Here is a 20781-nt window from a genome sequence, read left to right as displayed (position 1 = left end):
GCCCGGTCAGCCGATCTGCGTCAGCACGAGGCCGCCCGCCATCAGCACGGCGCACGCCAGGCCGTGCACGACGGGGTTGCGCACCAGCAGCGCCACGAACTCCCGCAGGAACGCGCTCGGCACGAAGTACCAGGCCGTGGGCGCGCCGATGACCTGCAGCCGCAGGCCCTGGTTGCGGGAGAGCACGGCGGTGCGGAACACGTGGTAGTTGTTCGTGACCGCGACGACCCGGCCGTTGAGACCCCGTTCGGCGAGCAACGCCTTGCTGTAGCGGAGGTTCTCCTCGGTCGTGGTCGCCTGGTCCTCCAGCACCAGGTCGTCGGCGGGCACCCCGCGCTCGAGCAGGTACTCGCGCATGGCGAAGGCCTCGGACACGTTCTCGTCGGCCCCCTGCCCGCCCGACACGACGATCACGGGTGACCGCCCCGCCTCGCGGTCGCGCCGGTACAGCCGCAACGCGCGGTCGAGCCGGTTCGCGAGCAGGGGCGGCACCTGGGACCCGACCAGGCCGGCGCCGAGGACGACGATGCCGTCGAACCCGTGGCGGCGGCCCGTCCGGCCGTAGATCACGGAGTACAGCAGCAGGCTCACGAACAGGAACGCGATGTACGCCGACACCAGGAACAACCCGATGGCGGAGCCGCGGATCCAGTCGTTGGGCTGGGAGATCCCCCAGAAGAAGTAGAGCATCTCGCCGATCAGGGCGAGGCCCGCGAGCAACGACAGCAGGTTGCCCAGCGATCGACCCTCGCGCCGCAGCATCACGACGCCGTTGGCCAGCAAAGCGAGCGGGAGCAGCAGCAGGCCGAGGACCGCCAGGACGAAGCCGAGCAGCAACGGCAGGCTCACCGCCGGGTTGTCCTGCCCGGCACCCGCGAGCCAGAGCAGCAGCATCAGCAGCGCGATGCCGAGCCAGACCGCGTTGCTCAGGCGTCGGCGGTCGCGCGCCACCCCGATGAGGAAGAACGAGGCGGGAATGAGGAAGAGCAGGCCAGCGAACACCGGCCAAGGATAGTGCCGGTGATCACTCGTCGCTCTCGGGTGCCGGAACGGGCTTCGGGCGCGGCCTCAAGCGGACCGCGCCCGAAGTCAGGTCGAGCGGACCGGTCTCCTCGTGGTCCTCACCCGTGCCCGCCTCCGTCGCCTCGCTGCGGAGCTTGCGGCCGGGGAACAACTCACCCAACTGTCCCATGTCCGCGAGGCTACCCTCAGAACAGGGCGATGAGCAGCAGGATCAGGGCGATCGCGATGACCACCATGATCCACGTGCTGCCGGCCGGCCTGCGGTAGTGGCTGCGGACCGTGGTCGTGCGGAACCAGCTGTACGGGGCGCTGCGGCGGTGCCGGCGAACCCAGGGCATCTCGTCCTCCTGACAAGTCGCTGTTAATGCGGGGATACCCCGTCACCGAGCCGTTCCAGTACTCCAGCCAGCCCAATCTCCGCCATCCCGCGATCACCGGTGGCGTTGCCGTGCAGCACTTCGTGCCACGGCCCGAGCCGGTGCCAGGTCAACGCCCGCTCGCGCAGCTCCGCGGTCACGCCGTATGCCTCGGCGAACGCGGCCGCGAACTCGGGTGGCGTGGAGTGCAGCGCCCACGCCAGGTCGATCGCCGCGTCACCGATGTGCAGGTCACCGAAGTCGATCACACCCGTCAGCACGCCGTCGCGACCGAGCACGTGCTCGGGCCCCAGATCGCCGTGCACGACCGTGTCCGCGGGCAGGCCGTCGAGCTTCGCCAGCAGCTCCTCGCCGCCGGGCACGTCGACCTCGGCGCGGAACCGCTCCACGGGCAGCGGCCTCGGGCCGGCACCCCGCCGCACGGCCTCGGCGACGGGCGCCGCGTGCAGCGCCCGCAGGAACTCCCCGAGCTGCCTGCCCTGCACGGCGCCGGGCGACGCCACCTCCCCGCCCGGCACCAGGTCGTGCCGCACCACCACCGGGTCCTCCGACACGACCACCGGAACCGGGACGGGCAACGGCAGCAGGGGCGCGAGCCACGGCATCACGACCGTCTCGCGCAGGAGCTGCGGCCCGATCTCCGGACGGCGCGGCCGCCGTTCCACCCACCGCCCGCCGACCAGGACGGCCGTGCTGTCCCAGCCTTCACCGAGGTACGTCATGCGCCCAGTGTCACCACCAGCGCCCGCGCGTCCGAAACGACTTTTCCCCGCCGCGCCGCCCGGCGACGGCGAGCGCCTCGTGCGGGGCACGCGGCCCTCCCCCGGTGTCGCGGCCACCCGCCCGGTCACGGGGGCGGCCGGTCCGGCGTGGAGCGTGCAGAATCTGCGGGTGGCCGCCACCGTCTCCGCCAAGCTGCTGTCACTGCTCGGCACGTTCGACGGCGGCCACCGCCGCCAGACCCTGAGCGGCATCGCGCGGCGCAGCGGGTTGCCGGTCAGCACCACGCACCGGTTGCTGGCCGAGCTCGCCGAGTGGGGCGCGGTGCGGCGGCTGGAGTCCGGTGAGTACGTCATCGGGCGGCGGATCTGGCGGCTCGGGCTCCTCGCGGCGGGCGAGGTCGACCTGAGCCGGGTCGCGGAGCCGTTCCTGCACGACCTCCACGCGGCGACGCGGGCCGTGGTGCACCTGGCCGTGCGGGAGGGCACCGAGGTGCTGTACCTCGACCGGGTGTCGGGGCACGCGTCGGTGCCGATCGTGAGCTCGACCGGCAGCCGGTTGCCGCTGCACTCGACCGGGGTCGGCAAGGTGCTGCTCGCGCACGCGCCCGCGGAGGTGCAGGACGAGGTGCTGGAGCGCGGGCTGACGCGCCTCACGGCCTACACGGTGACGGAGCCGGCGCGGATGCGGGCGCAGCTGCACCGCGTCCGGCGGGACGGGTACGCGCAGACGTTCGAGGAGATGACTCTCGGGGCGTGCAGCGTGGCGGTGCCCGTCGAGGTGCAGGGGCACGTCGTCGCGGCGCTCGGGATCGTGGTGCCGGACCTGCGCAACGTCCGGGTGCGGCTGGTCGCGGCCCTGCAGGTGGCGGCGCGGGGCATCGCGCGGACGTTGGAGCCGAGTTTCCACCCACCGGAAGCCGGGCTTGGATGACCCTGCCGCCTGCGGCTTGAATCCCCGGTCGTGGCACGCGAAGAGCACCAGCTCCTGATCGGCGGCGACAGCGTTCCGGCGCTGGACGGCCGCACCACCGACGACCTCAACCCCTTCACCGGCGAGGTCCACGCCGTGGTCGCCGCCGCCTCACCGGCCGACGTCACGCGGGCCGTCGACGCGGCCGAGAAGGCCGCCGCGGAGTGGGCGGCCACCACGCCGTCCGCACGCCGCGCGATCCTGCTGAAGGCCGCGGACCTGCTGGAGGCGAGGACGCCCGAGGTGGTGGCGCTGATGGCCGCCGAGGTCGGCGGTGTCGGCGGGTGGGCTGGGTTCAACGTGGCGCTCGCCGCCAACGTCCTGCGAGAGGCGGCCGCGGCGGTCACCCAGCCCGTCGGCGAGGTGCTGACGACGGAGACGCCCGGTCAGCTGTCGCTCGCGGTCCGGGAACCCCTCGGCGTCGTGGCGGCGTTCGCGCCGTGGAACGCGCCGGTCATCCTCAGCACGCGAGCCGTCGCCGCGCCGATCGCCGCCGGGAACACCGTGGTGCTCAAGCCGAGCGAGGACGCGCCGATCGCGGCCGGGCTGCTGATCGCCGGCGTGCTGCACGAGGCCGGGCTGCCGGCGGGCGTGCTCAACGTCGTGACGAACGCCCCCGCCGACGCCGCTGCCGTCGCCGAGGCCCTGATCACCGACCCGCGGGTGCGGGCCGTGAACTTCACCGGGTCCACGGAGGTGGGCCGGATCGTCGGAACGCTCGCGGCACAACACCTCAAGCCCGCCGTGCTGGAACTCGGCGGCAAGAACTCGCTGCTGGTGCTCGGCGACGCCGACCTCGACCACGCCGTGAACGCGGCGACGTTCGGCGCCTTCCACAACGCGGGCCAGATCTGCATGTCGACCGACCGCGTCCTGGTGGACCGGTCGGTGGCCGAGGAGTTCACCGCGAAGCTCGCCGCCAAGGTCGGGGCGCTCCCGCACGGCGACCCCGCCGACCCCGGCACGGTCATCGGCCCGGTGATCAACCCGCGGTCCGCCGAGCGCGTCGCCGCCCTGGTCGCCGACGCGGTCGAGAAGGGTGCGCGCGTCCGCGCCGGTGGTGGTGGCGGCGCGACCGTGCTGGACGAGGTGACACCGCAGATGCGCATCTTCCAGGAGGAGATCTTCGGACCGGCCGTCGTCGTCGTTCCGGTCGACGGCGACGACGAGGCCGTGGCCATCGCGAACGACACCGAGCACGGGCTGACAGCGGGCATCATCACCGAGGACTCACGGCGCGGACTCTCTCTCGCGCGGCGCATCCGCACCGGGATCGTGCACGTCGGCAACCAGACCGTGGACGACGAGCCGCAGGCGCCGTTCGGTGGCGTGAAGGCCAGCGGCTACGGCAGGTTCGGCGGCCGGTGGGGCGTCGAGGCGTTCTCGGCGACGCGCTGGGTGACCGTGGCGAGCGAGCACGGCCACTTCCCGTTCTAGGCCGGCGCCTCGAGGTAGCCGTTGAAGGTCTCGCCGGACGCCTGCGCGACCAGCCGCGCGAGCAGGTGGCGGTTGGTGTCGGTGTAGCGGAACTCGTCGTCCGGCAAGGCGTTGCGCAACGCGGTCCCGATCCGTTCCACCGCCTCGGAGGGAGTGGTGGCCTGCGCGAGACTCTTCTCCGGCAGCGTGCGGTCGCTGATCCGGCCGAGACGGGCTCTCGCCGGACGGGAGCGGCCCCCGACCACGGAGGTCGAGGGCCGCTTCCGCACCGGGTCAGTGACCGGCGGCCATCTCCGCCGCCAGCCGGTCGTCACCGCTCGTCTCCTTGAGCGGCTTCTCCTTGATGAACAGCACCGCGAGCAGCGCCAGCACCGCGAACGGCACGCCCACCAGGAAGATGTCCGCCGTCGCCGTCGCGTAGATCTCGGCGATCACGGCCTTGACCTCGGGCGGCAGGACCGAGAGGTCCGGCACCGCGTGGGCGGACGCCTCGGCGCCGGGGAACGCGCCGAACTTCTCCTCGGTCAGCGACGCGACCTTGTTGGCGAGCACCGCGCCCAGCGCCGAGACGCCGATCGCGCCGCCCAGCGAGCGGAAGAACGTCAGGGTCGACGTGGTGGCGCCCAGGTCGCGGGCCGGGACGTCGTTCTGGGCGGCCAGGACGAGGTTCTGCATCAGCATGCCGACGCCGACACCGAGCACGAACATGTGCACGGACACCATGAACACCGACGTCTTGGCGGTGATCGTGGACAGCAGCAGCATGCCGCCGACCATGACCACGGCGCCGGAGACCAGGAAGGCCTTCCACTTGCCGAACTTCGTGATCAGCTGACCGGCCACGGTGGACGAGATCAGCAGGCCGAAGATCAGCGGCAGGCCCAGCAGGCCCGCCTGCGTCGGGGTCTTGCCGAGCGAGAGCTGGAAGTACTGCGAGAGGAACACCGTGCCGCCGAACATCGCGACGCCGACGAGGGCGCTGGCGACGGTGGTCAGGGAGACGGTGCGGTTGCGGAAGATCGACAGCGGCACGATCGGGTCGTGGGCGGTGGCCTCGACGCGCACGGCGGCGACGAGCAGGAGCACGCCGAGCGACACCAGGCCGGCGGTCCAGCCGGACGCCCACTCGAACTTCTGGCCGGCGAGCGAGGACCAGATCAGCAGCGTCGAGACGCCGGACACGATCAGGAACGCGCCCAGGTAGTCGATCTTCGTCTCCTCCTTGCGCACGACCGGCAGGTTCAGGGTGCGCTGGAGCATGTAGATCGCGGCGAGGGTGAACGGGATGCCGATGAAGAAGCACCAGCGCCAGCCGAGCCACGAGGTGTCGACCAGCAGGCCGCCGATCAGCGGGCCCGCGACGGTGCCGACGCCGAACACCGCGCCGAACATGCCGGAGTACTTGCCGAGCTCGCGCGGCGGGATCATCGCGGCCATCACGATGGTCGCGAGCGCCGTGACGCCACCGGCGCCGAGGCCCTGCACGACGCGGCTGACGATCAGCATCTCGACGTTCTGCGAGAAGCCCGCGATCAGCGAGCCGACGACGAACAGGCTGAGCGACGCCTGGATCAGCAGCTTGCGGCTGTAGAGGTCGGCGAGCTTGCCCCACAGCGGCACGGTCGCGGTCATCGCGAGCAGCTCGGCCGTCACGATCCAGGCGAAGATCGACTGCGAGCCCTTGAGCTCGGCGACGATGCGCGGCAGCGCGTTCGACACGATGGTGCTGGCGAGGATCGAGACGAACATGCCCATCATCAGGCCCCACATGGCCTGGACGACTTCGCGTCTGCCGTGCACTGGTGTCACTTCTGCGTCGGTGGTCATGAGGTTCCCCCTTCGTGGTGGTACGGCGGTACGTGAGCCAGTCCGGCGCCGAACAGGTCGAGGGCCTCGCCGACGACGTCACCGAGCGCGAGGCTGTCGTCCGCGGCCCAGCGGGTCACGGCGCAGCGGAACGCCGCACTGCCGGCGGAGACCAGCAGGCGCGGGTACAGGTGCGACTCGGGCAGCCCCGCCCGCGCCGCCACCGCGCTCGCGAGCAGCTGCTCGGACTCCGCGCTGTTCGCGAACGCCCTGACCAGCAGGTCCGGCCGCTGCATCACGACGTCCTTGCGCAGCAGCCACAGGTCGCGGGCGTTGTTCAGCTCGTCGGTGATCTCCGCGAGCACCGAGCGCCGGTACGCGTCGAACGGCGTCACGTCGCCGGGGAAGGCGAGGATGCGCTCGGCCATGCGCGGGCCCGCCTCGGGGTCCGCGCCGATGAGCGCCTCGTCCTTGCTCGCGAAGTAGTTGAAGAAGGTGCGAACCGAGACGTCGGCCTCGGCGGCGATCTCCTCCACGGTCACGTTGTCGTAGCCCCGCTCGGCGGCGAGCCGCACGGTCGCGCGCTCGAGCGCGGTGCGCGTCTGGCGCTTCTTGCGGTCGCGCAGGCTCTCCCCCGACTGGTTCACGGGATGAGCGTACGGACTTTTTTGCAGTCACTGCAAGTTTGCAGTGTGTGAACTGGGCCTCGCTCCCGACAGCTACGACCAGGGGGTGTTCGGCCGCTCCTGGAGCACGCCGTCGAGGAAGAGGTCGACCTTCTCACTGAAGAAGCAGGCCGTTCCAGCGATTTTCTGGCTCTCGGGCAGCGGCTCCCGGTAGATCCACACGAGGTCCTCGTGCAGCACGCCGTTCACGAGCACCGACCAGTAGGAGGCCGTTCCCTTGTACGGGCACCGCGTCCGCGTGCCCGACGGCCTCAGCAGATCGAACCGGACGTCGCTCAACGGCAGGTAGTAGCGCGGTGGGAGGCTCGTCTCGAACAGGATCCGCGGCTGCCCCGACGCCGCCAGCGTCACGCCGTCCAGCGCCACCCGCACGTGCCGCGAGCTGCTCAGGACGTCGACCCGCTTGTACGGGTCGCGCGGGTGGACGTAGATCGGCTCGTCCTCCTCGAGCCACTCGTCCATGGCCGCGAACTCGAACCGGACGAGGTCCCGCAGCTCCGGCGAGTCCGGATAGGTCAACGCGGCGCCTTCGGCCGTGCCGCCCCGCGTGACGACGTCGTGGACCACGCCGTCGCCCTTGGTCTCCCCCGTCGGCTCCAGCTCGACGCGCACCGAGGACAGGGGCAGGTAGTAGGCCGGGTAGTGCGGGACCTCCCAGACCAGCCGCGGCTCGGTCGTGTCCGCGACCAGCTCGCCACCGAAGTACGCGCGGACCCGCTTCGCGGATCGTTCCACTCGCATGTCGCCCATGCCTCATGGCAGCACGGGACGCGCCGGCGTGCTAGGCGTTGCCGTCGAACAGGCTCGTCACCGAGCCGTCCTCGAAGACCTCCTGGATCGCCCGTGCGATCAACGGCGCGATGCTGAGCACCGTCAGCCCCGGGAAGCGCTTGTCGTGCGGGATCGGCAGCGTGTCGGTGAGGATCACCTCGCGCGCCTTGCTCTCCACGAGCCGCTCGTGCGCCTCGCCGGACAGCACGCCGTGCGTGGCGACGAGGACGACGTCCTTCGCGCCCTGCTCCAGCAGCTGTCGCGCGGCCGTCGTGCTCGTCATCGCCGTGTCGATCATGTCGTCGACCACGACGCACGTGCGGCCCTCGACGTCGCCGACGACTCGGTTGGCCATGACCTCGTTGGGGCGCAACGGGTCGCGCGTCTTGTGGATGAACGCGATCGGGCAGCCGCCGAGCAGGTCCGCCCACTTCTCGGCGAGCCTCGTGCGGCCGGCGTCCGGGGAGACGATCGTGAGGTCCTCGCCCCGGTAGCGGGCGCCGACGTGGTCGCAGAGCAGCCACATCGCGTGCAGGTGGTCGACCGGGCCGTCGAAGAAGCCCTGGGCCTGCGCGGTGTGCAGGTCTACCGTCACGATCCGGTCCGCGCCCGCCGTCTTGAACATGTCCGCGACGAGCCGCGCCGAGACGGGCTCCCGACCGGCGTACTTGCGGTCCTGGCGCGCGTACGGGTACGACGGCACGACCGCGGTGATGCGCTTGGCCGAGGCGCGCTTGAGCGCGTCGACCATCAGCAGCTGTTCCACCAGCCAGTCGTTGACGGGCGCGCTGTGGCTCTGCATGACGAACGCGTCCGCGCCGCGCACGCTCTCCTCGAAGCGGACGAAGATCTCGCCGTTCGCGAAGTCGTAGGCCGCCTGCGGGGTGATGGCGATGCCCAGGTCCTCGGCGACCGCCTCCGCGAGCTCCGGGTGCGCCCTGCCCGTGAGCAGGACGAGCTGCCGCTTGGCGACGCCGGGCTTGCCGCTGACCATGAGCACGCTCCACGTACGTCCGCCGTTGGACCCGATCGTTCAGCATCGTCGCGAGATCGCGCAAACACCGTGTCCGTTCGATGAGATTGCATGTTGCCGAGCACTTCGGATTAACCCCATCGAGGGCACCCACAGGGGTTTCATAGCAGGTCCGGCCTCCCACGCTGGGTAGAGATCAGGGGAACCGCATTCACCTCTTGGGGTACGTCTCGTGTGATTCCTTGATCGGCGTGCTTGAGGGGTCGTCGACCATCCCTACGCTCCTCGCATGCCGGAAACCCAGGACGCACCTGGCACACCACCGCAGGCGCCCCCCGCGAACCCGGTCGTGATGGGCACGCCCATCCACGACCAGATCGCCGATCACCTGGGTGTTCGCCAAAAGCATCGACGGCCGGACTGAAGGCCGCTATGAACGCCGCATGCGTCTCTTCGTGCTCGGCGCCGTGGCGGCGCTCGTGGTCCCGCTCGTCCCGGTGGCCCACGCCGCGCCCCCGCCGCTCGCCTGGGGTGCGTGCGCGCCCGCACGGCCCGGTTTCGAGTGCGCCGTCCTCGACGTGCCGCTCGACCACGACGACCCGGACGGCCCGAAGATCCCGGTCGCGCTGACCAGGAAGCCGGCGACCGACCGGGCGCACCGCGTCGGGTCGCTGGTGTTCAACCCCGGCGGTCCCGGCGCGTCGGGGATCGACCACGTCTGGGCGTGGGGCGAGCGCATGTCGGCCGGCGTGCGGGGCCGGTTCGACGTCGTCGGGTTCGACCCGCGCGGCGTCGGCCGGTCGAACCCGTTGCGCTGCTTCGCCTCCGAACAGGACCGTGCCGAGTTCCTGGCGCGGGGCCCGGTCTTCCCCTACGAACGGGCGCAGGAGCGGCCGTTCTTCGACCGCTACCGCTCCCTCGCGTCCCGCTGCGACCAGCCGATCGCCCGGCACATGAGCACCGCCGACGTCGTGCGCGACCTCGACCTGCTGCGCCAGGTCCTCGGCGACCGCGAGCTGACCTACTTCGGCACCTCGTACGGCTCGTACATCGGCACGACCTACGCGAACCTGTTCCCCCGCAACATCCGCGCACTCGCGATCGACGGCGTGCTCGACCCCGTGCTCTGGTCCGGCGGCCGGCAGATCTCCTCGGACCGCAGGGCCACCGCCGAGGTGCTCGACGAGTTCTTCCGGCTCTGCGACGAGGCCGCGTGCGCGTTCGGCCCGGACTCGAAGAAGCGGTGGCAGGCCCTGCTGGTCTCGGTGCGGGCCCGGCCGATCGTGCTGGGCGGGCAGACGTGGACCTACGACCGGGTGGTCGAGCAGGCGCTGTTCGCCGGGTTCGCCTCGGAGGCGTGGCCGGACGTCGCGGCGGTGCTGGACCAGCTGTCGGACGCGGCTGCCTCATCGCCACCCGAGGCGTCCGAGGCGTCCGAGGCGCCTGAACCGTACGACAACTTCTTCGACGCCAACCTCGGCACCACGTGTGCGGACACCGAGTTCCCACGCACGTTCGAGGCGTACCGGGCGATCTCCCGCTACGCCGAGGCCGGGTCGGAGTTCGGCCCGTACTGGTGGTGGAGCACCAGCGCGTGCGCGGACTGGCCCACGAGCCCCGACCGCTACACCGGACCGTGGAGCGCCCGCACGTCGGCGCCGGTCCTGGTGGTGGGCACCCGCTTCGACGGCTCCACCGACCTGCGCGGCGCCCAGGCCGTCGCGCGGCTGCTGCCGAACAGCCGGCTGCTGGAGTACGCGGGCTGGGGCCACATCGCCTACCGGCGCAGCCGATGCGCGGCCGACCACCTCCACGAGTACCTGCTGTCCGGTGCGCTGCCCGCCGCCGGGACCGTGTGCCCCGCGAACCCCAACCCGTTCCTCGGCACGGGGTCCGAACACGACTTCCGGCGGTCGACGGCACCGGCCGGGAACCGGTAGGAAGAGCGCTTCCGCGGACAAGAGGGGAGCTTGTCGATGCGTTTCACCGTCCTGGCCGCCGCGGCCGCGCTCATGATCACCGGCGCGCCCGCGGCGCAGGCCACACCCGGCCACGCCGTGCCGAAGATCGCGTGGGCGGCCTGCGGGCCCGAACACCCCGGCTTCGAGTGCGCCTCCGTCGAGGTGCCGCTCGACTACGACGACCCGCGCGGCGCCACCACCTCGGTGGCCCTGGCGCGCAAGCCCGCGACCGACGGCGCCCGCCGGATCGGGTCGCTGTTCCTGAACCCCGGCGGCCCCGGCGGGTCCGGCGTGGACTTCGCGCTCGGTGCCGGCGACACGCTGTCGGCCAACCTGCAGGGCCGGTTCGACATCGTCGGGTTCGACCCGCGCGGCATCGGCAGGTCCGACCCGCTGCACTGCTTCGCGAGCGAGGAAGACCGCGGGAAGTTCTTCGAGGGCATCCCCGGCTTCCCGTACCGGGCTGAGCAGGAGCGGCCGTTCTTCGACCGGTACCGCTCGCTCGGCCCCGAGTGCCGCGACGACCAGAAGATCGCACGGCACATGAGCACCGCCGACGTGGCACGGGACATGGACCTGCTGCGCCGCGCCGTCGGTGACGCCAAGATCAGCTACTTGGGCTTCTCGTACGGCTCGTTCCTGGGCGCCACCTACGCGAACCTGTTCCCGCGCAACATCCGCGCGCTCGTGATCGACGGCGTGCTGAACCCCGAACTGTGGTCCAGCGGCCGCCAGGTCGAGTCGGACCGGATCGCCACGAAGGAGGAGTTCCGCGAGTTCCTGCGCAACTGCGACGAGGCGCGGTGCGTCTTCGGCCCGCGGTCGGAGAAGCGCTGGGACGCGTTGCTGGACTCGGTGCGCGCCAAGCCGATCGAGCTCGGCGGCCAGGTGTTCACCTACGACGCGGTGATCAACGCAGCGATCGGCGCCATGTACTCACCGAGCGACTGGCCGGACGCCGCCGCGTTCTTCGACCAGCTCTCGGACGCCTCCCTCGGCCTGTCGGTCACCGCGGAACCGGACTACCCGAACGGTTTCGACTCCTACAACGGCAACGTGTGCGCGGACATCGGGTTCCCGCGCTCGTTCAGCGCCTACCAGGCTGTTTCCCGTTACGCCGCAGCGGGTTCGGAGTTCGGGCCGGCGTGGTGGTGGGGCAACGCGGCGTGCGCGAACTGGCCGACCAACCCGGACCGCCACACCGGGCCGTGGCACACCCGGACGTCCGCGCCGGTCCTCGTGGTGGGCAACCACTTCGACGGCATCACGGACTTCCGCGGCGCGCAGGCGGCCAACCGCCAGCTGGCTGGAAGCCGTTTGCTGGCTTACGCGGGCTGGGGACACACGGCGTACGGGGTCAGCAAGTGCGCCACCGACCACACGAACGCCTACCTGCTGAACGGGACGTTGCCGGCGGCCGGAACCGTCTGCCCGGCGAACCCGAACCCGTTCCTGCCCTCGGTCGCGTCCGCCGAGCCGCTGTTCAAGCCCACGCGGAGGTAGAGGAGATCCGGTGCGCCCGCGTCCCCGCGACGCGGGCGCGTCACCTCCGCGTCGAGTCCCGGGCCAATTCGTGGGCCAGTTCGTGGGCCAGCTCCACCGCCGCCCGCGCGGGATCGCCCGCGAACCGGCTGCCGAACGCGTCGTGCACCCGCCATCCGGCGTGGCCGAGCGCGCGCCACCGGGCCAGGTGCGCCGCGGCGCCTTCGGGGTGCGGGCGCGTCTCGACCGCGACGGCGTCGTCCTTCTCCCCCACCACGAGGTCCACCCGCCACCGCCCCACCGGGTAGCCGGTCCGCACGGCCAGCCCGGCGGCCCGCAGCTCCCCCGCGAGGCTCGCGGTCCAGTCGTCGCCGGGCTCGCTCCCGGCGGTCTCGGTCGGCGCGACGTCCGCGTGCCGCAGGTACTCGCCGATCAGGCCGGGCGGTTCGGGCGCCGAGGTGATCACGTGCACCTTGCGGCGCGCTCGGGTCGTGAGGACGGCGAGCAGGTTGCGGTCGTTCACGAACCGCCAGCCGCCCGGCCTCCCGTCGGCGGCGAGGCTGATCACGACCTCGTCGAACTCGCTGCCCTGCACGCCGTGCACGGTGCCGACGCGCACGCCACCGGTCGTGATCTCGTCCAGCGTCAGCTCCTGCAGCAACGCGGCTTCCAGCGCGTCGGCCTGGGCGCGGAACGGCGTCACGACGCCGATCGACCGCACTCCCGCCGCGACCCGTTTGCGGACGTGGGCCAGGACGGCGTCCACCTCGGCGGAGTTGACGCCCTTCGCCGTGCGTTCACCGAGGACGCGTTCGGTGTCGATGCAGTCGACGTCGGCGATGGACGGGTGCGTGGTCAGCAGCGCGATCCTGCCGTCGTAGAACCTCGCCGCCGCGAACCCGATGAGGTGCGGCGCGCAGCGGTGGTGCTCGTCGAGCCAGTGCACGCCCGCGGTCGCCGCGCCCGCGTCGAACAGGCTCACCTTCGGCACGTCGAGCCGGTCGCGCAGGTCCTGCGTGCCCTCGGCGTCCACCGCCGCCTGCACGGCCTGGTCGCCCACGAACGACACGTGCCGCAGCTGCCGGGGATCGCCGCCGATGACCGCGGACCGGCCGCGCAGCAGCGCCGGAGCGGCGAGCGGCTGGTCGACGTGGCTCGCCTCGTCGATGACCACCAGGTCGAACATGCCCGGCACCGGCGGCAGGATGTCCTCGACGTCGGAGAGCGTGCCGACCCACAGCGGCAGTGCCGCCACCAAGTCCGCGCTGTCGATCTCGGCGAGGCCGCGGCGCCGGGCCGCCCGTCCCGACCGCAGCGCCTTGGCCAGCGCCGCGACGGCCCGGCGCGCACCCGGTCCCCTGCGGCTCACCGAGTACTCCCTGAGCCATTCGGCGGTGGCCGTGCGGCTCAGCGCGTCCTGCTCGGCCAGCAACGGCCGAAGCTCACCGAACGCCGTGCCGCCACCGGTGCCGATCCGGACGGCCGCCGCGGTCTGCTCGGCCGCGTCGACCGCCGCGGACAGGTCCTCCGGCGACGCGTCTCCCGCCCCCGCCAGCCGCCGCGCCTTCCTCAGCGCCCAGCCCGTGCGCGGTCCACTGAGGAATCCGGTGCGCGGGCGCAGAAGTCCGCGCAGCACAGCGAAGTCCGCGCCGGCTTCGAACGCGGCGGGCGCCACGGACCGGTGTGCCGGCATCAGCGCCTGGTGCTTCTTCCCCAGCGCCGCCAGCTCCTCGTCCGCGAGCGCACCGCCGACCGCGCGTTCGACCCGGGTGGCCGCCGCGGCCGCCGCGCGCCGGGCACCGTCGAGCTCGGCGAGGCGTCCTGGATCGCTCTGGGCGGTCAGCCCGTCGCTGAGCTCGCGTGCCATCTCCTGCCGCAGCTCGGAGTCACCGAACAGGACCGGCACCGGGCCGCCCGCCCGGCGCAGCGCGGCCCCGAGCACGTCGGCGGCGTTGCGCGAGCGGCTGGCGAGGAGCACGGACCTGCCCGCCGCCACGGCGTCGAGCGCCAGCGCGGCGAGCGTGTGGGTCTTGCCGGCACCGGGAGGCCCGCCGACGACCGTGATCCGGGCGCGGCGGGCGTGCTCCACGGCACGCATCTGGCTGTGCGACAAGGGCAACGCCGAACTGATCGGCTCATCGTGGTCCGCCGTGGTGACACCGGCGCCGTAGAGCGCCGCGAACGCCGTGTCGTCGACGCCGCGCTTGACCGACCAGTCGTAGAGCGCCGTGCCCTGCTCGGTCTTCACGACCGGTTCGCCCGCGTGCAGCCCGGCCCCCATCGCGACGACGAGTTCGTTGCCGGAGATCAGCTTCTTCGGGTCGTCGTGCACGACCGGCACGTTCTCGAACCCGGCCAGGCGCAGCGTCTGCGCGATCCACTCCCCGGTCGGCGCGAGCGCGGCCTCCCGCTCCGCGCTCTTCGCCCAGTCGTCGATCAGCGGGAACACCCCGGCGTCACCGGCGACGTGGTAGGCGTAGCCGAGCCCGATGCCGTGGTGCAGCCGCACGGGCCGGGACACGAGCGGCAGGCAGACCCGGCGCCGCTGCCCGCCGATCTCCGCGGGCCCCGCGAGGAACGCCCAGCCCAGCCGCAGCAACCGGTCCTCCTGGTGCAGCGCGTCGAACGCCGCCAGGTGCGCGACCTCCTGCCGCGACCGCTTCGGCGCGGTCCACGGCACCGGCGTCCAGTGCGGACCCTCCTGCACGAGCGTGATCGCCCGCCACGACGGCTCGTGGTCGCCCAGCCACAGCAGGCCGGCCGCCTTGCTGAGGTCGAGCTGGAGCTTCCGCGGCTGCTCGGCGGCGCTCAGGCGGGCCAGTGTGCGCAGGACGGCGGGCACGTTCACGCGGACATCCTCGCACCCCGACCGGTAGCTTCACGGGTCGTGGAAGATCTTCCGGCTGGACTGCCCGAGCACGAGCTGCGCGACGGACTCGCCCGGTACGGCATCACCGGCAAACCCGTCCACGCCCCCGTCGGCTTCGGCGACCACCACTGGACCGTCTACGACCGGTGGTTCACCTCGGTCTCCGACCTGACGACCAAGCCGCTGTCGCGGCTGCGGCGGGCGATGGACACCGCGGCGGCGCTGGGCGAGCAGCTGCCGTTCGTGGTGGCACCGGTGCGATCGGACGACGGCGACACCGTGGTCCTGCTCAACGACCGCTACGCGCTGAGCGTCTTCCCCTACCGGGCGGGCAAAGCGGGGAACTTCGGCGATCCCGTCCACGAGGGTGTCGCCGAGCTGCTGACCGCGCTGCACCGCTGCGAGCCGCCGGAGAGCACCCCGGTCGCGCCGGTCGAGGTGCCGGGCACGGTCGCACTGGCGGCGTTGCTCGACGAGCCCGGCGAGTGGTTCTCGCGGCAGGCGCGGGAGGTGTTCGTGGCGCACGCCGACGCCGTCCGCGCCGCACTGGCCGAACTGGACCGGCTCGCCGGGCACCTGCCCGGCGAGCGGGTGGTCACGCACGGGGAACCCCACGCGGGCAACGTGATCCGGACGCCCGCCGGGCTGTGCCTGGTCGACTGGGACACCGTCGGACTGGCGCCGCCGGAACGCGATCTGTGGTTCCTCGGCGGGGGAACCGGCTTCTACGCACTGCGCTGGGCCGTGGACGACATCGCGGGCTTCGCGGCGGAGCTCCGCGCCCCGCACGAGAAGTCACGGGACGCGGAGCTCGCGTTGCACTACTTCACCGAGACGCTGCGAAGCCTTTAGAGCGTCAGCGTCCAGGTGTCGATGCTGCCGACGTCGGCGGTGGCGGCGTCGCGGACCCGGAGCGTCCAGGTGCCGTTGCGCGTCTCCGACGACAGGTTGACCGCGTAGGTCTGGTCGATGTTGTCGGCGCTGCCACCCGCGCGGTTGTGCAGGTTGTAGACCGAACCGTCCGGCGCGACCAAGTCGACGACGAGGTCACCCTTGTAGGTGTGCTTGATGTGCACCTCGACCGAGCTGCTCGCCGACGCCGTGCCGGTGCAGCCGCTGAACACGACCGTCGAGGTCACCGTGGTGTTGTCGCGGATCGCGACGTCGGTGCCGTTGGTCTGCGGGGCGCAGGTGGCCGAGCCGACCGTCCACGTGAACGACGTGCTGCCCGAGCCGCCCGCCGCCGCGGTGGCCGTGACGGTCACGTTGTAGGTGCCCGCGACGGTCGCGGTGCCCGAGACCACACCGGACGACGACCCGATCGACAGGCCGGTCGGCAGACCGGTCGCCGACCACGTGTACGGCGCGGTGCCGCCGGACGCGGACAGGGTGAGGTTCGCCGTGCCGCCGAGCGCGGTGCTCTGGTTGCCCGGGTTGGTCACGGAGACGCCGGGAACGCCGCCGGTGCCGGTGCGCAGCAGGCGGTTCGCCGAGTTGGCGCCGGGGTTGGTGACCTTGTTCGGGGTGGCCTGCGCGATGATCGCCGCCTGCACCTCCGCCGGGGTCTTGGCCGGGTTGTCCGCGAGGTACAGCGCCGCCGCGCCCGCCACGTGCGGGGACGCCATCGACGTGCCGCTCATCGTGGCCGAACCGGTGTTGTTGCTGTAGGACGCGGAGACGATGTCCTGGCCGGGCGCGAACAGGTCGCTGCAGGTGCCGTAGGAGGAGAACGACGCGCGGGCGTCGGTGCGGGCCGTCGCCATGACGTTGATCGTCTCGGTGACCCGCTGCGGCGAGTACTTGCAGGAGTCGTCGTTGAAGTTGCCCGCCGCCACGACATAGGTGATGCCACGGGCGATCGACGCGCGCACGGCGTCGTCGAGCACGCGGCTCGGCTCGTTCGCCACGCCGGTGTAGAGGCTCATGTTCGCGACGGCCGGGAGGACGGCGTTCCCGGTGACCCAGTCGACACCCGCCGCCTCGGTCGAGACGGAGCCGCCGCCGGAGCAGTTGAGCACGCGGACGGCCTTGAGCTTGACCTGCTTCGCCACGCCGTAGGTGGAACCGCCGACGGTGCCCGCGACGTGCGTGCCGTGACCCTGGCAGTCCTTGCCGTTGCGGCCGTCGGTGAACGCGTCGAACCCGAACGTCGCCCGGCCGCCGAAGTCGGCGTGGTCGTAGTTGATGCCGGTGTCAATCACGTACGCGGTCACGTTGGAGGCACCGGTGCTGTAGCTGTACCTGCTGTCGAGCGGCAGGTCCGCCTGGTCGACGCGGTCCAGGCCCCACGACGGCGGGTTCAGCTGGTCCGCGAGCACCTGCACGGTGCGGTCCTGCTCCACGTAGGCCACCGACGGGTCCGCGGCGAGGCGCTTGGCCTGCTGCTTCGACATCGTGGCCGAGAAGCCCTTGAACGCGGCCTTGTAGGTGAAGCCCTTCTTGCCGCCGTAGCGCGCGGCCAGGTCGTCGGCGCGGCCGCTGACCTCCGAGCGCGCGACGGCGCTGTCCTTCAGCACCACGATGAAGCTGTCCTGGACCGCGTTCGGCGCGCTTTCCGCGACGATCGGTCCCTCCGGCTGTGCGGCGACGGCCTGGGGAAGCGCCAGAACGGTGCCGGCGACGGCAATAGCCGCCACGCCGAGCGTGCGCAGGGTGCGTTGTCTCATCACTGCTCCTCATTCGCAGGGAACCGCGTGTGAACGCGGGCCGGCCCTCGACGGCCCCAAGATGCGTTCACACGCGGTTGCGAAACAGCGTTAGTCCGTTGTCGGACGTGATGAGTCTTTAGTTGCGACAAGCCCGGGAACAAGCGACTTTCGTACGGTTCTCAGCCGGCCAGCGCGAAGAGGTCGTCCCGGTCGCCCGACTGCTTGAGCTGGGCGAGCGACTGCTTCTCGAGCTGGCGGATGCGCTCACGGGTGAGGCCGAGCTCCTCGGCGACCTCCTGCAGGGTGCGGGCACGCCCGTCCTCCAGGCCGTAGCGCAGGCGCATGATCCGGCCCTGCCGTTCGGGGAGGACGTCCAACAGGGACCGCACGTTCTCGGTGAACTCCTGCTGCTCCACCAGATCCGGCGCCGACACCCCGTCGGTGTCCTGGATCAGGTCGCCCAGCACCGAGTCGCCCTCGCCGCCGACCGGCGTCTCCAGCGACACGCAGGTGCGGGCCGCGTCGCGCATGTCCTGCACGCGCTGCGGCGAGCACTTGGCCTCGGCGGCGATCTCCTCGACCGTCGCCTCGCGGCCGAGCGACGCGGACAGCTTCTGCCCGATCTTCTTGAGCTTGTTGACCTCTTCGACCACGTGCACCGGCAGGCGGACGGTGCGGGTCTGCTCGGCGAGACCGCGCTCGATCGCCTGGCGGATCCACCACATGGCGTAGGTCGAGAACTTGTAACCCTTGGCGTAGTCGAACTTCTCGACCGCGCGGATCAGGCCGAGGTTGCCCTCCTGGACCACGTCGCCGAACGGCAGACCGCGGAACGAGTGCTTCTTCGCGACCGACACGACCAGGCGCAGGTTCGCGCGGATCATGTGGTCCTTGGCGCGCTCGCCCTCGGCCACGACGCGGCGCAGCAGCCGCGGTTCGCGCTTGCCGGTGTCACCGCTCTCCAGGAGCTGGGCCGCGTAGACACCGGCCTCGATGCGCCGGGACAGCTCGACCTCTTCCGAGGCGGTGAGCAGCGGCGTGCGTCCGACATCGCGCAGGTACTGGCCGACCGAGTCGCCGTCCTGCTGCCCGGATGCGCGGTTCTTCAGATCTGCAGGCATGACAAATCTCCCCGTTTTCCGTTGGCAGGAGTGGGAGCCGAAGTGGCTCCACTGATGTGTAACGGTTCAGAGGTCCGTCTCATTCCGCGGTTTCCCCTGTGACCTCTCCCTCATCTTGCTTCCGGTACTTCAACCGCACCCTGGTGATCGCGTGGTGTTCGACCTTCAGCACCTCGATCGACCAGCCGGAGATCTCCACCACGTCCCCCGGTTGTTCGGGGATGCGGCCGAGGAGCACCAGCACGAGGCCCGCGACCGTCGAGTAGGGCCCCGCGGGCGGGTCCCGCAGCTCGACGCCGACGTCCACCAGGTCGTGGACCGGGAACGTGCCCAGCAGCTCGATCGACCCGTCGGGTTCGGCCTTCACCGCCACCACGTCGGAGTCGGTCTCGTCGTAGATCTCACCGACGATCTCCTCCAGCAGGTCCTCCAGCGTCACGATGCCGTCGACGGCGCCGTGTTCGTCGACCACGAGCGCCATCTGCTCGTGCTCGGCCTTCATGCGCCGCAACGCGTCCGTGACGCGTACCGAGTCCGGGAGCACCATCGGCGCCCTCGCCACGTCCGCGAGGGCCACCTCGTCGTCGAGCAGGTCGCGCAGGTGGACCACGCCGACCACGTCGTCCAGGTGACCGTCCTTGGTCACCGGTGCCCGTGAATGTCCGGACTTCGCCAGGACTTCCCGCGCCACCGCCGTGTCCAAACCTGCTTCGAGGACGGTCACCTGCCTTCGGGGTACGAGGACCTCGCGCCGGCGCCGTTCGTGGATCTCCAGCGCACCGGTCATGATCGTGCGCTGCTCGGGGTTCAGATGTTGTTGCACCTCAACGAGATCCCGCAGTTCCTCCGCCGACATCTGCTCCTCGTCGCGGTTCGGGTCACCGCCGAGGATCCGCACCACCAGGTCGGTCGACCTGCTCAGCAGCCACACCGCCGGTCGCGAGATGGTCGAGAGCAGGTCGAGCACGCGCGCGACGATCTTCGCCCAGCGCACCGAGTACTGCATCGCGAGGCGCTTGGGCGCCAACTCCCCGAAGACCAGCGTGACGAACGTCAGCACGACGGTCACGAGCGCGATCGCGACCCCGTTGGCGGCGCCCCCAAGGAAGCTCAGCAGCGGCACCACCGGCGCCGCGAGCGAGACCGCCGCCGTGGCCGACGCCAGGAAGCCGGACAGGGTGATGCCGATCTGCACGGTCGCGAAGTACCGGTTCGGGTCCCGTGCCAGTTTGACCAGCCTGCGGTGCCCCTCCCTCTCCAAGGAGCGCAGCTGGCCCTCCCGCAACGACACGAATGCCATCTCACTGCCCGCGAAGGCGGCGTTGAGCAACACCAGCAGCGCGACAAGCGCGAGGTCCAAGCCATACCCGTCCACACGTTTGGGGTAGCACGCACGGTGGTATTTCGCACTCTGACGGCCGTCTTGAGCAGCCAGAAGGCCCTCAGCCGAACGAGGTGGGATGGAGATGGACACCCCAGAGGTGCTGAGCGCCTCCGCGAGGACCGTGCACACCCTGCCGGAGGGAACGCCCGACCTCGCCGCTGTGCGCGCGTGGGTGGGGGCGCTGTTGCGGGACCTGTCGGAAGACACCCGGCTCGACGTCCTGCTGGTGTGCACTGAACTGGCCAGCAACGCCTATGAACACGCGCAGGGACCTCGGGTCGTGCGTGTGCAACGTCACACCGACTTCGTGCGGGTCGAGGTCGACGACCACACACCCGCCGAACTGCCGCAGCTCGGCGAGTCCAGGCTAGGAGACTCGCGGGGACGCGGGTTGATCCTGATCGCCCAGATCTCCCGGTGCTGGGGCACGCGTGAGTTCACCGGCGGGAAGACCATCTGGGCCGAGATCGACGTGTAGATCGTCTGTGGGTTTCGCACAGACAGGTCATGACATCGCACGGATGGGGCTTGTCCCCGGTCTTGCCGATGCT

General features: G+C 71.4%; 19 protein-coding genes. 6 read left to right on the top strand and 13 right to left on the bottom strand.

The features are described from left to right. Window positions 1–6 precede the first annotated feature (6 nt). Genes BLQ91_RS21420 through BLQ91_RS21415 form a run of 4 tightly spaced genes read right to left on the bottom strand, consistent with a single transcriptional unit; the run spans window position 7 to window position 2122 of the window. Window positions 7–1002, bottom strand: coding sequence for a YdcF family protein (locus BLQ91_RS21420; protein WP_090099052.1), 996 nt, complete (start codon window positions 1000–1002; stop codon window positions 7–9). 22 nt (window positions 1003–1024) lie between these two features. Then, on the bottom strand, window positions 1025–1192 hold the full coding sequence (locus BLQ91_RS41505) for a hypothetical protein (protein ID WP_176959875.1): 168 nt from the start codon (window positions 1190–1192) through the stop codon (window positions 1025–1027). 16 nt (window positions 1193–1208) lie between these two features. Beyond that, the gene (locus BLQ91_RS41500) at window positions 1209–1361 is read right to left on the bottom strand and encodes a hypothetical protein (RefSeq protein WP_176959874.1); all 153 of its coding nucleotides are present in this window, start codon (window positions 1359–1361) and stop codon (window positions 1209–1211) included. Between the two features lie 23 nt (window positions 1362–1384). Further along, complete coding sequence (locus tag BLQ91_RS21415) at window positions 1385–2122, bottom strand: phosphotransferase (RefSeq protein WP_090099050.1); 738 nt, start codon at window positions 2120–2122, stop codon at window positions 1385–1387. A 154-nt stretch (window positions 2123–2276) separates the two neighbouring features. Between BLQ91_RS21415 and BLQ91_RS21410 the strand changes: the two genes are divergently transcribed. After that, entirely contained in the window at window positions 2277–3053 is a 777-nt protein-coding gene (locus BLQ91_RS21410) for an IclR family transcriptional regulator (RefSeq protein WP_245733719.1), read from the top strand. A 30-nt stretch (window positions 3054–3083) separates the two neighbouring features. After that, window positions 3084–4529: an aldehyde dehydrogenase family protein gene (locus BLQ91_RS21405; protein ID WP_218130352.1), complete on the top strand. Its 1446-nt coding sequence runs from the start codon at window positions 3084–3086 to the stop codon at window positions 4527–4529. Here the strand turns inward: BLQ91_RS21405 and BLQ91_RS21400 are convergent. The 5 genes from BLQ91_RS21400 to BLQ91_RS21380 form a co-directional block, all read right to left on the bottom strand. Beyond that, the gene (locus BLQ91_RS21400) at window positions 4526–4798 is read right to left on the bottom strand and encodes a hypothetical protein (protein WP_143022749.1); all 273 of its coding nucleotides are present in this window, start codon (window positions 4796–4798) and stop codon (window positions 4526–4528) included. The genes BLQ91_RS21405 and BLQ91_RS21400 overlap by 4 nt on opposite strands. A 4-nt stretch (window positions 4799–4802) precedes the next feature. Beyond that, window positions 4803–6356 (bottom strand): MDR family MFS transporter, encoded by a 1554-nt coding sequence (locus tag BLQ91_RS21395; protein ID WP_090099042.1) that lies wholly within the window; start codon window positions 6354–6356, stop codon window positions 4803–4805. Further along, window positions 6353–6982, bottom strand: a complete 630-nt coding sequence (locus BLQ91_RS21390; RefSeq protein ID WP_090099040.1) for a TetR/AcrR family transcriptional regulator — start codon at window positions 6980–6982, stop codon at window positions 6353–6355. The genes BLQ91_RS21395 and BLQ91_RS21390 overlap by 4 nt, the downstream gene beginning before the upstream one ends. Before the next feature lie 72 nt (window positions 6983–7054). After that, window positions 7055–7762, bottom strand: coding sequence for a DUF427 domain-containing protein (locus BLQ91_RS21385; RefSeq protein WP_090099209.1), 708 nt, complete (start codon window positions 7760–7762; stop codon window positions 7055–7057). A 40-nt stretch (window positions 7763–7802) separates the two neighbouring features. Beyond that, window positions 7803–8786: a ribose-phosphate diphosphokinase gene (locus tag BLQ91_RS21380; RefSeq protein ID WP_090099039.1), complete on the bottom strand. Its 984-nt coding sequence runs from the start codon at window positions 8784–8786 to the stop codon at window positions 7803–7805. Window positions 8787–9208: 422 nt separating this feature from the next. Between BLQ91_RS21380 and BLQ91_RS21375 the strand changes: the two genes are divergently transcribed. Together BLQ91_RS21375 and BLQ91_RS21370 are read left to right on the top strand one after the other, a co-directional pair. Then, the gene (locus tag BLQ91_RS21375; RefSeq protein ID WP_143022748.1) at window positions 9209–10705 is read left to right on the top strand and encodes an alpha/beta hydrolase; all 1497 of its coding nucleotides are present in this window, start codon (window positions 9209–9211) and stop codon (window positions 10703–10705) included. A 36-nt stretch (window positions 10706–10741) separates the two neighbouring features. Further along, complete coding sequence (locus tag BLQ91_RS21370; protein WP_090099035.1) at window positions 10742–12229, top strand: alpha/beta hydrolase; 1488 nt, start codon at window positions 10742–10744, stop codon at window positions 12227–12229. 40 nt (window positions 12230–12269) lie between these two features. Here BLQ91_RS21370 and BLQ91_RS21365 read toward each other — a convergent pair whose 3' ends face one another. After that, the gene (locus tag BLQ91_RS21365) at window positions 12270–15056 is read right to left on the bottom strand and encodes an AAA domain-containing protein (protein WP_090099033.1); all 2787 of its coding nucleotides are present in this window, start codon (window positions 15054–15056) and stop codon (window positions 12270–12272) included. 39 nt (window positions 15057–15095) lie between these two features. Between BLQ91_RS21365 and BLQ91_RS21360 the strand changes: the two genes are divergently transcribed. After that, window positions 15096–15929 carry a phosphotransferase gene (locus BLQ91_RS21360; protein WP_245733710.1) on the top strand — a complete coding sequence of 278 codons (834 nt, stop codon included), beginning with the start codon at window positions 15096–15098 and terminating at the stop codon, window positions 15927–15929. Here the strand turns inward: BLQ91_RS21360 and BLQ91_RS21355 are convergent. The 3 genes from BLQ91_RS21355 to BLQ91_RS21345 all read right to left on the bottom strand — a co-directional run bounded on the left by BLQ91_RS21355 (window position 15926) and on the right by BLQ91_RS21345 (window position 20221). Continuing rightward, window positions 15926–17743, bottom strand: coding sequence for a S8 family peptidase (locus BLQ91_RS21355; protein WP_090099031.1), 1818 nt, complete (start codon window positions 17741–17743; stop codon window positions 15926–15928). The two genes, BLQ91_RS21360 and BLQ91_RS21355, sit on opposite strands and share 4 nt — an antisense overlap. Window positions 17744–17904: 161 nt before the next feature. After that, the gene (locus BLQ91_RS21350; RefSeq protein ID WP_090099029.1) at window positions 17905–18846 is read right to left on the bottom strand and encodes a sigma-70 family RNA polymerase sigma factor; all 942 of its coding nucleotides are present in this window, start codon (window positions 18844–18846) and stop codon (window positions 17905–17907) included. Between the two features lie 79 nt (window positions 18847–18925). After that, window positions 18926–20221 carry a hemolysin family protein gene (locus BLQ91_RS21345; RefSeq protein ID WP_090099027.1) on the bottom strand — a complete coding sequence of 432 codons (1296 nt, stop codon included), beginning with the start codon at window positions 20219–20221 and terminating at the stop codon, window positions 18926–18928. Between the two features lie 91 nt (window positions 20222–20312). Here BLQ91_RS21345 and BLQ91_RS21340 point away from each other — a divergent pair, with 91 nt between their 5' ends. Continuing rightward, window positions 20313–20708: an ATP-binding protein gene (locus BLQ91_RS21340; RefSeq protein WP_176959873.1), complete on the top strand. Its 396-nt coding sequence runs from the start codon at window positions 20313–20315 to the stop codon at window positions 20706–20708. Window positions 20709–20781: the final 73 nt, after the last annotated feature.

The sequence above is a fragment of the Lentzea jiangxiensis genome, assembly GCF_900104175.1.
Lineage (GTDB): Bacteria > Actinomycetota > Actinomycetes > Mycobacteriales > Pseudonocardiaceae > Lentzea > Lentzea jiangxiensis.
The sequence above is the reverse complement of the archived record's forward strand: the minus strand, read 5'-3'. Positions and strand labels throughout refer to the sequence as shown.

Coding starts and splice junctions, on each gene's coding strand:
- BLQ91_RS41505 (WP_176959875.1), bottom strand. CDS start 1,192: ATGGGACAGTTGGGTGAGTTGTTCCCCGGCCGCAAGCTCCGCAGCGAG.
- BLQ91_RS41500 (WP_176959874.1), bottom strand. CDS start 1,361: ATGCCCTGGGTTCGCCGGCACCGCCGCAGCGCCCCGTACAGCTGGTTC.
- BLQ91_RS21415 (WP_090099050.1), bottom strand. CDS start 2,122: ATGACGTACCTCGGTGAAGGCTGGGACAGCACGGCCGTCCTGGTCGGC.
- BLQ91_RS21395 (WP_090099042.1), bottom strand. CDS start 6,356: ATGACCACCGACGCAGAAGTGACACCAGTGCACGGCAGACGCGAAGTC.
- BLQ91_RS21385 (WP_090099209.1), bottom strand. CDS start 7,762: ATGCGAGTGGAACGATCCGCGAAGCGGGTCCGCGCGTACTTCGGTGGC.
- BLQ91_RS21380 (WP_090099039.1), bottom strand. CDS start 8,786: ATGGTCAGCGGCAAGCCCGGCGTCGCCAAGCGGCAGCTCGTCCTGCTC.
- BLQ91_RS21375 (WP_143022748.1), top strand. CDS start 9,209: ATGCGTCTCTTCGTGCTCGGCGCCGTGGCGGCGCTCGTGGTCCCGCTC.
- BLQ91_RS21370 (WP_090099035.1), top strand. CDS start 10,742: ATGCGTTTCACCGTCCTGGCCGCCGCGGCCGCGCTCATGATCACCGGC.
- BLQ91_RS21355 (WP_090099031.1), bottom strand. CDS start 17,743: ATGAGACAACGCACCCTGCGCACGCTCGGCGTGGCGGCTATTGCCGTC.
- BLQ91_RS21350 (WP_090099029.1), bottom strand. CDS start 18,846: ATGCCTGCAGATCTGAAGAACCGCGCATCCGGGCAGCAGGACGGCGAC.
- BLQ91_RS21340 (WP_176959873.1), top strand. CDS start 20,313: ATGGACACCCCAGAGGTGCTGAGCGCCTCCGCGAGGACCGTGCACACC.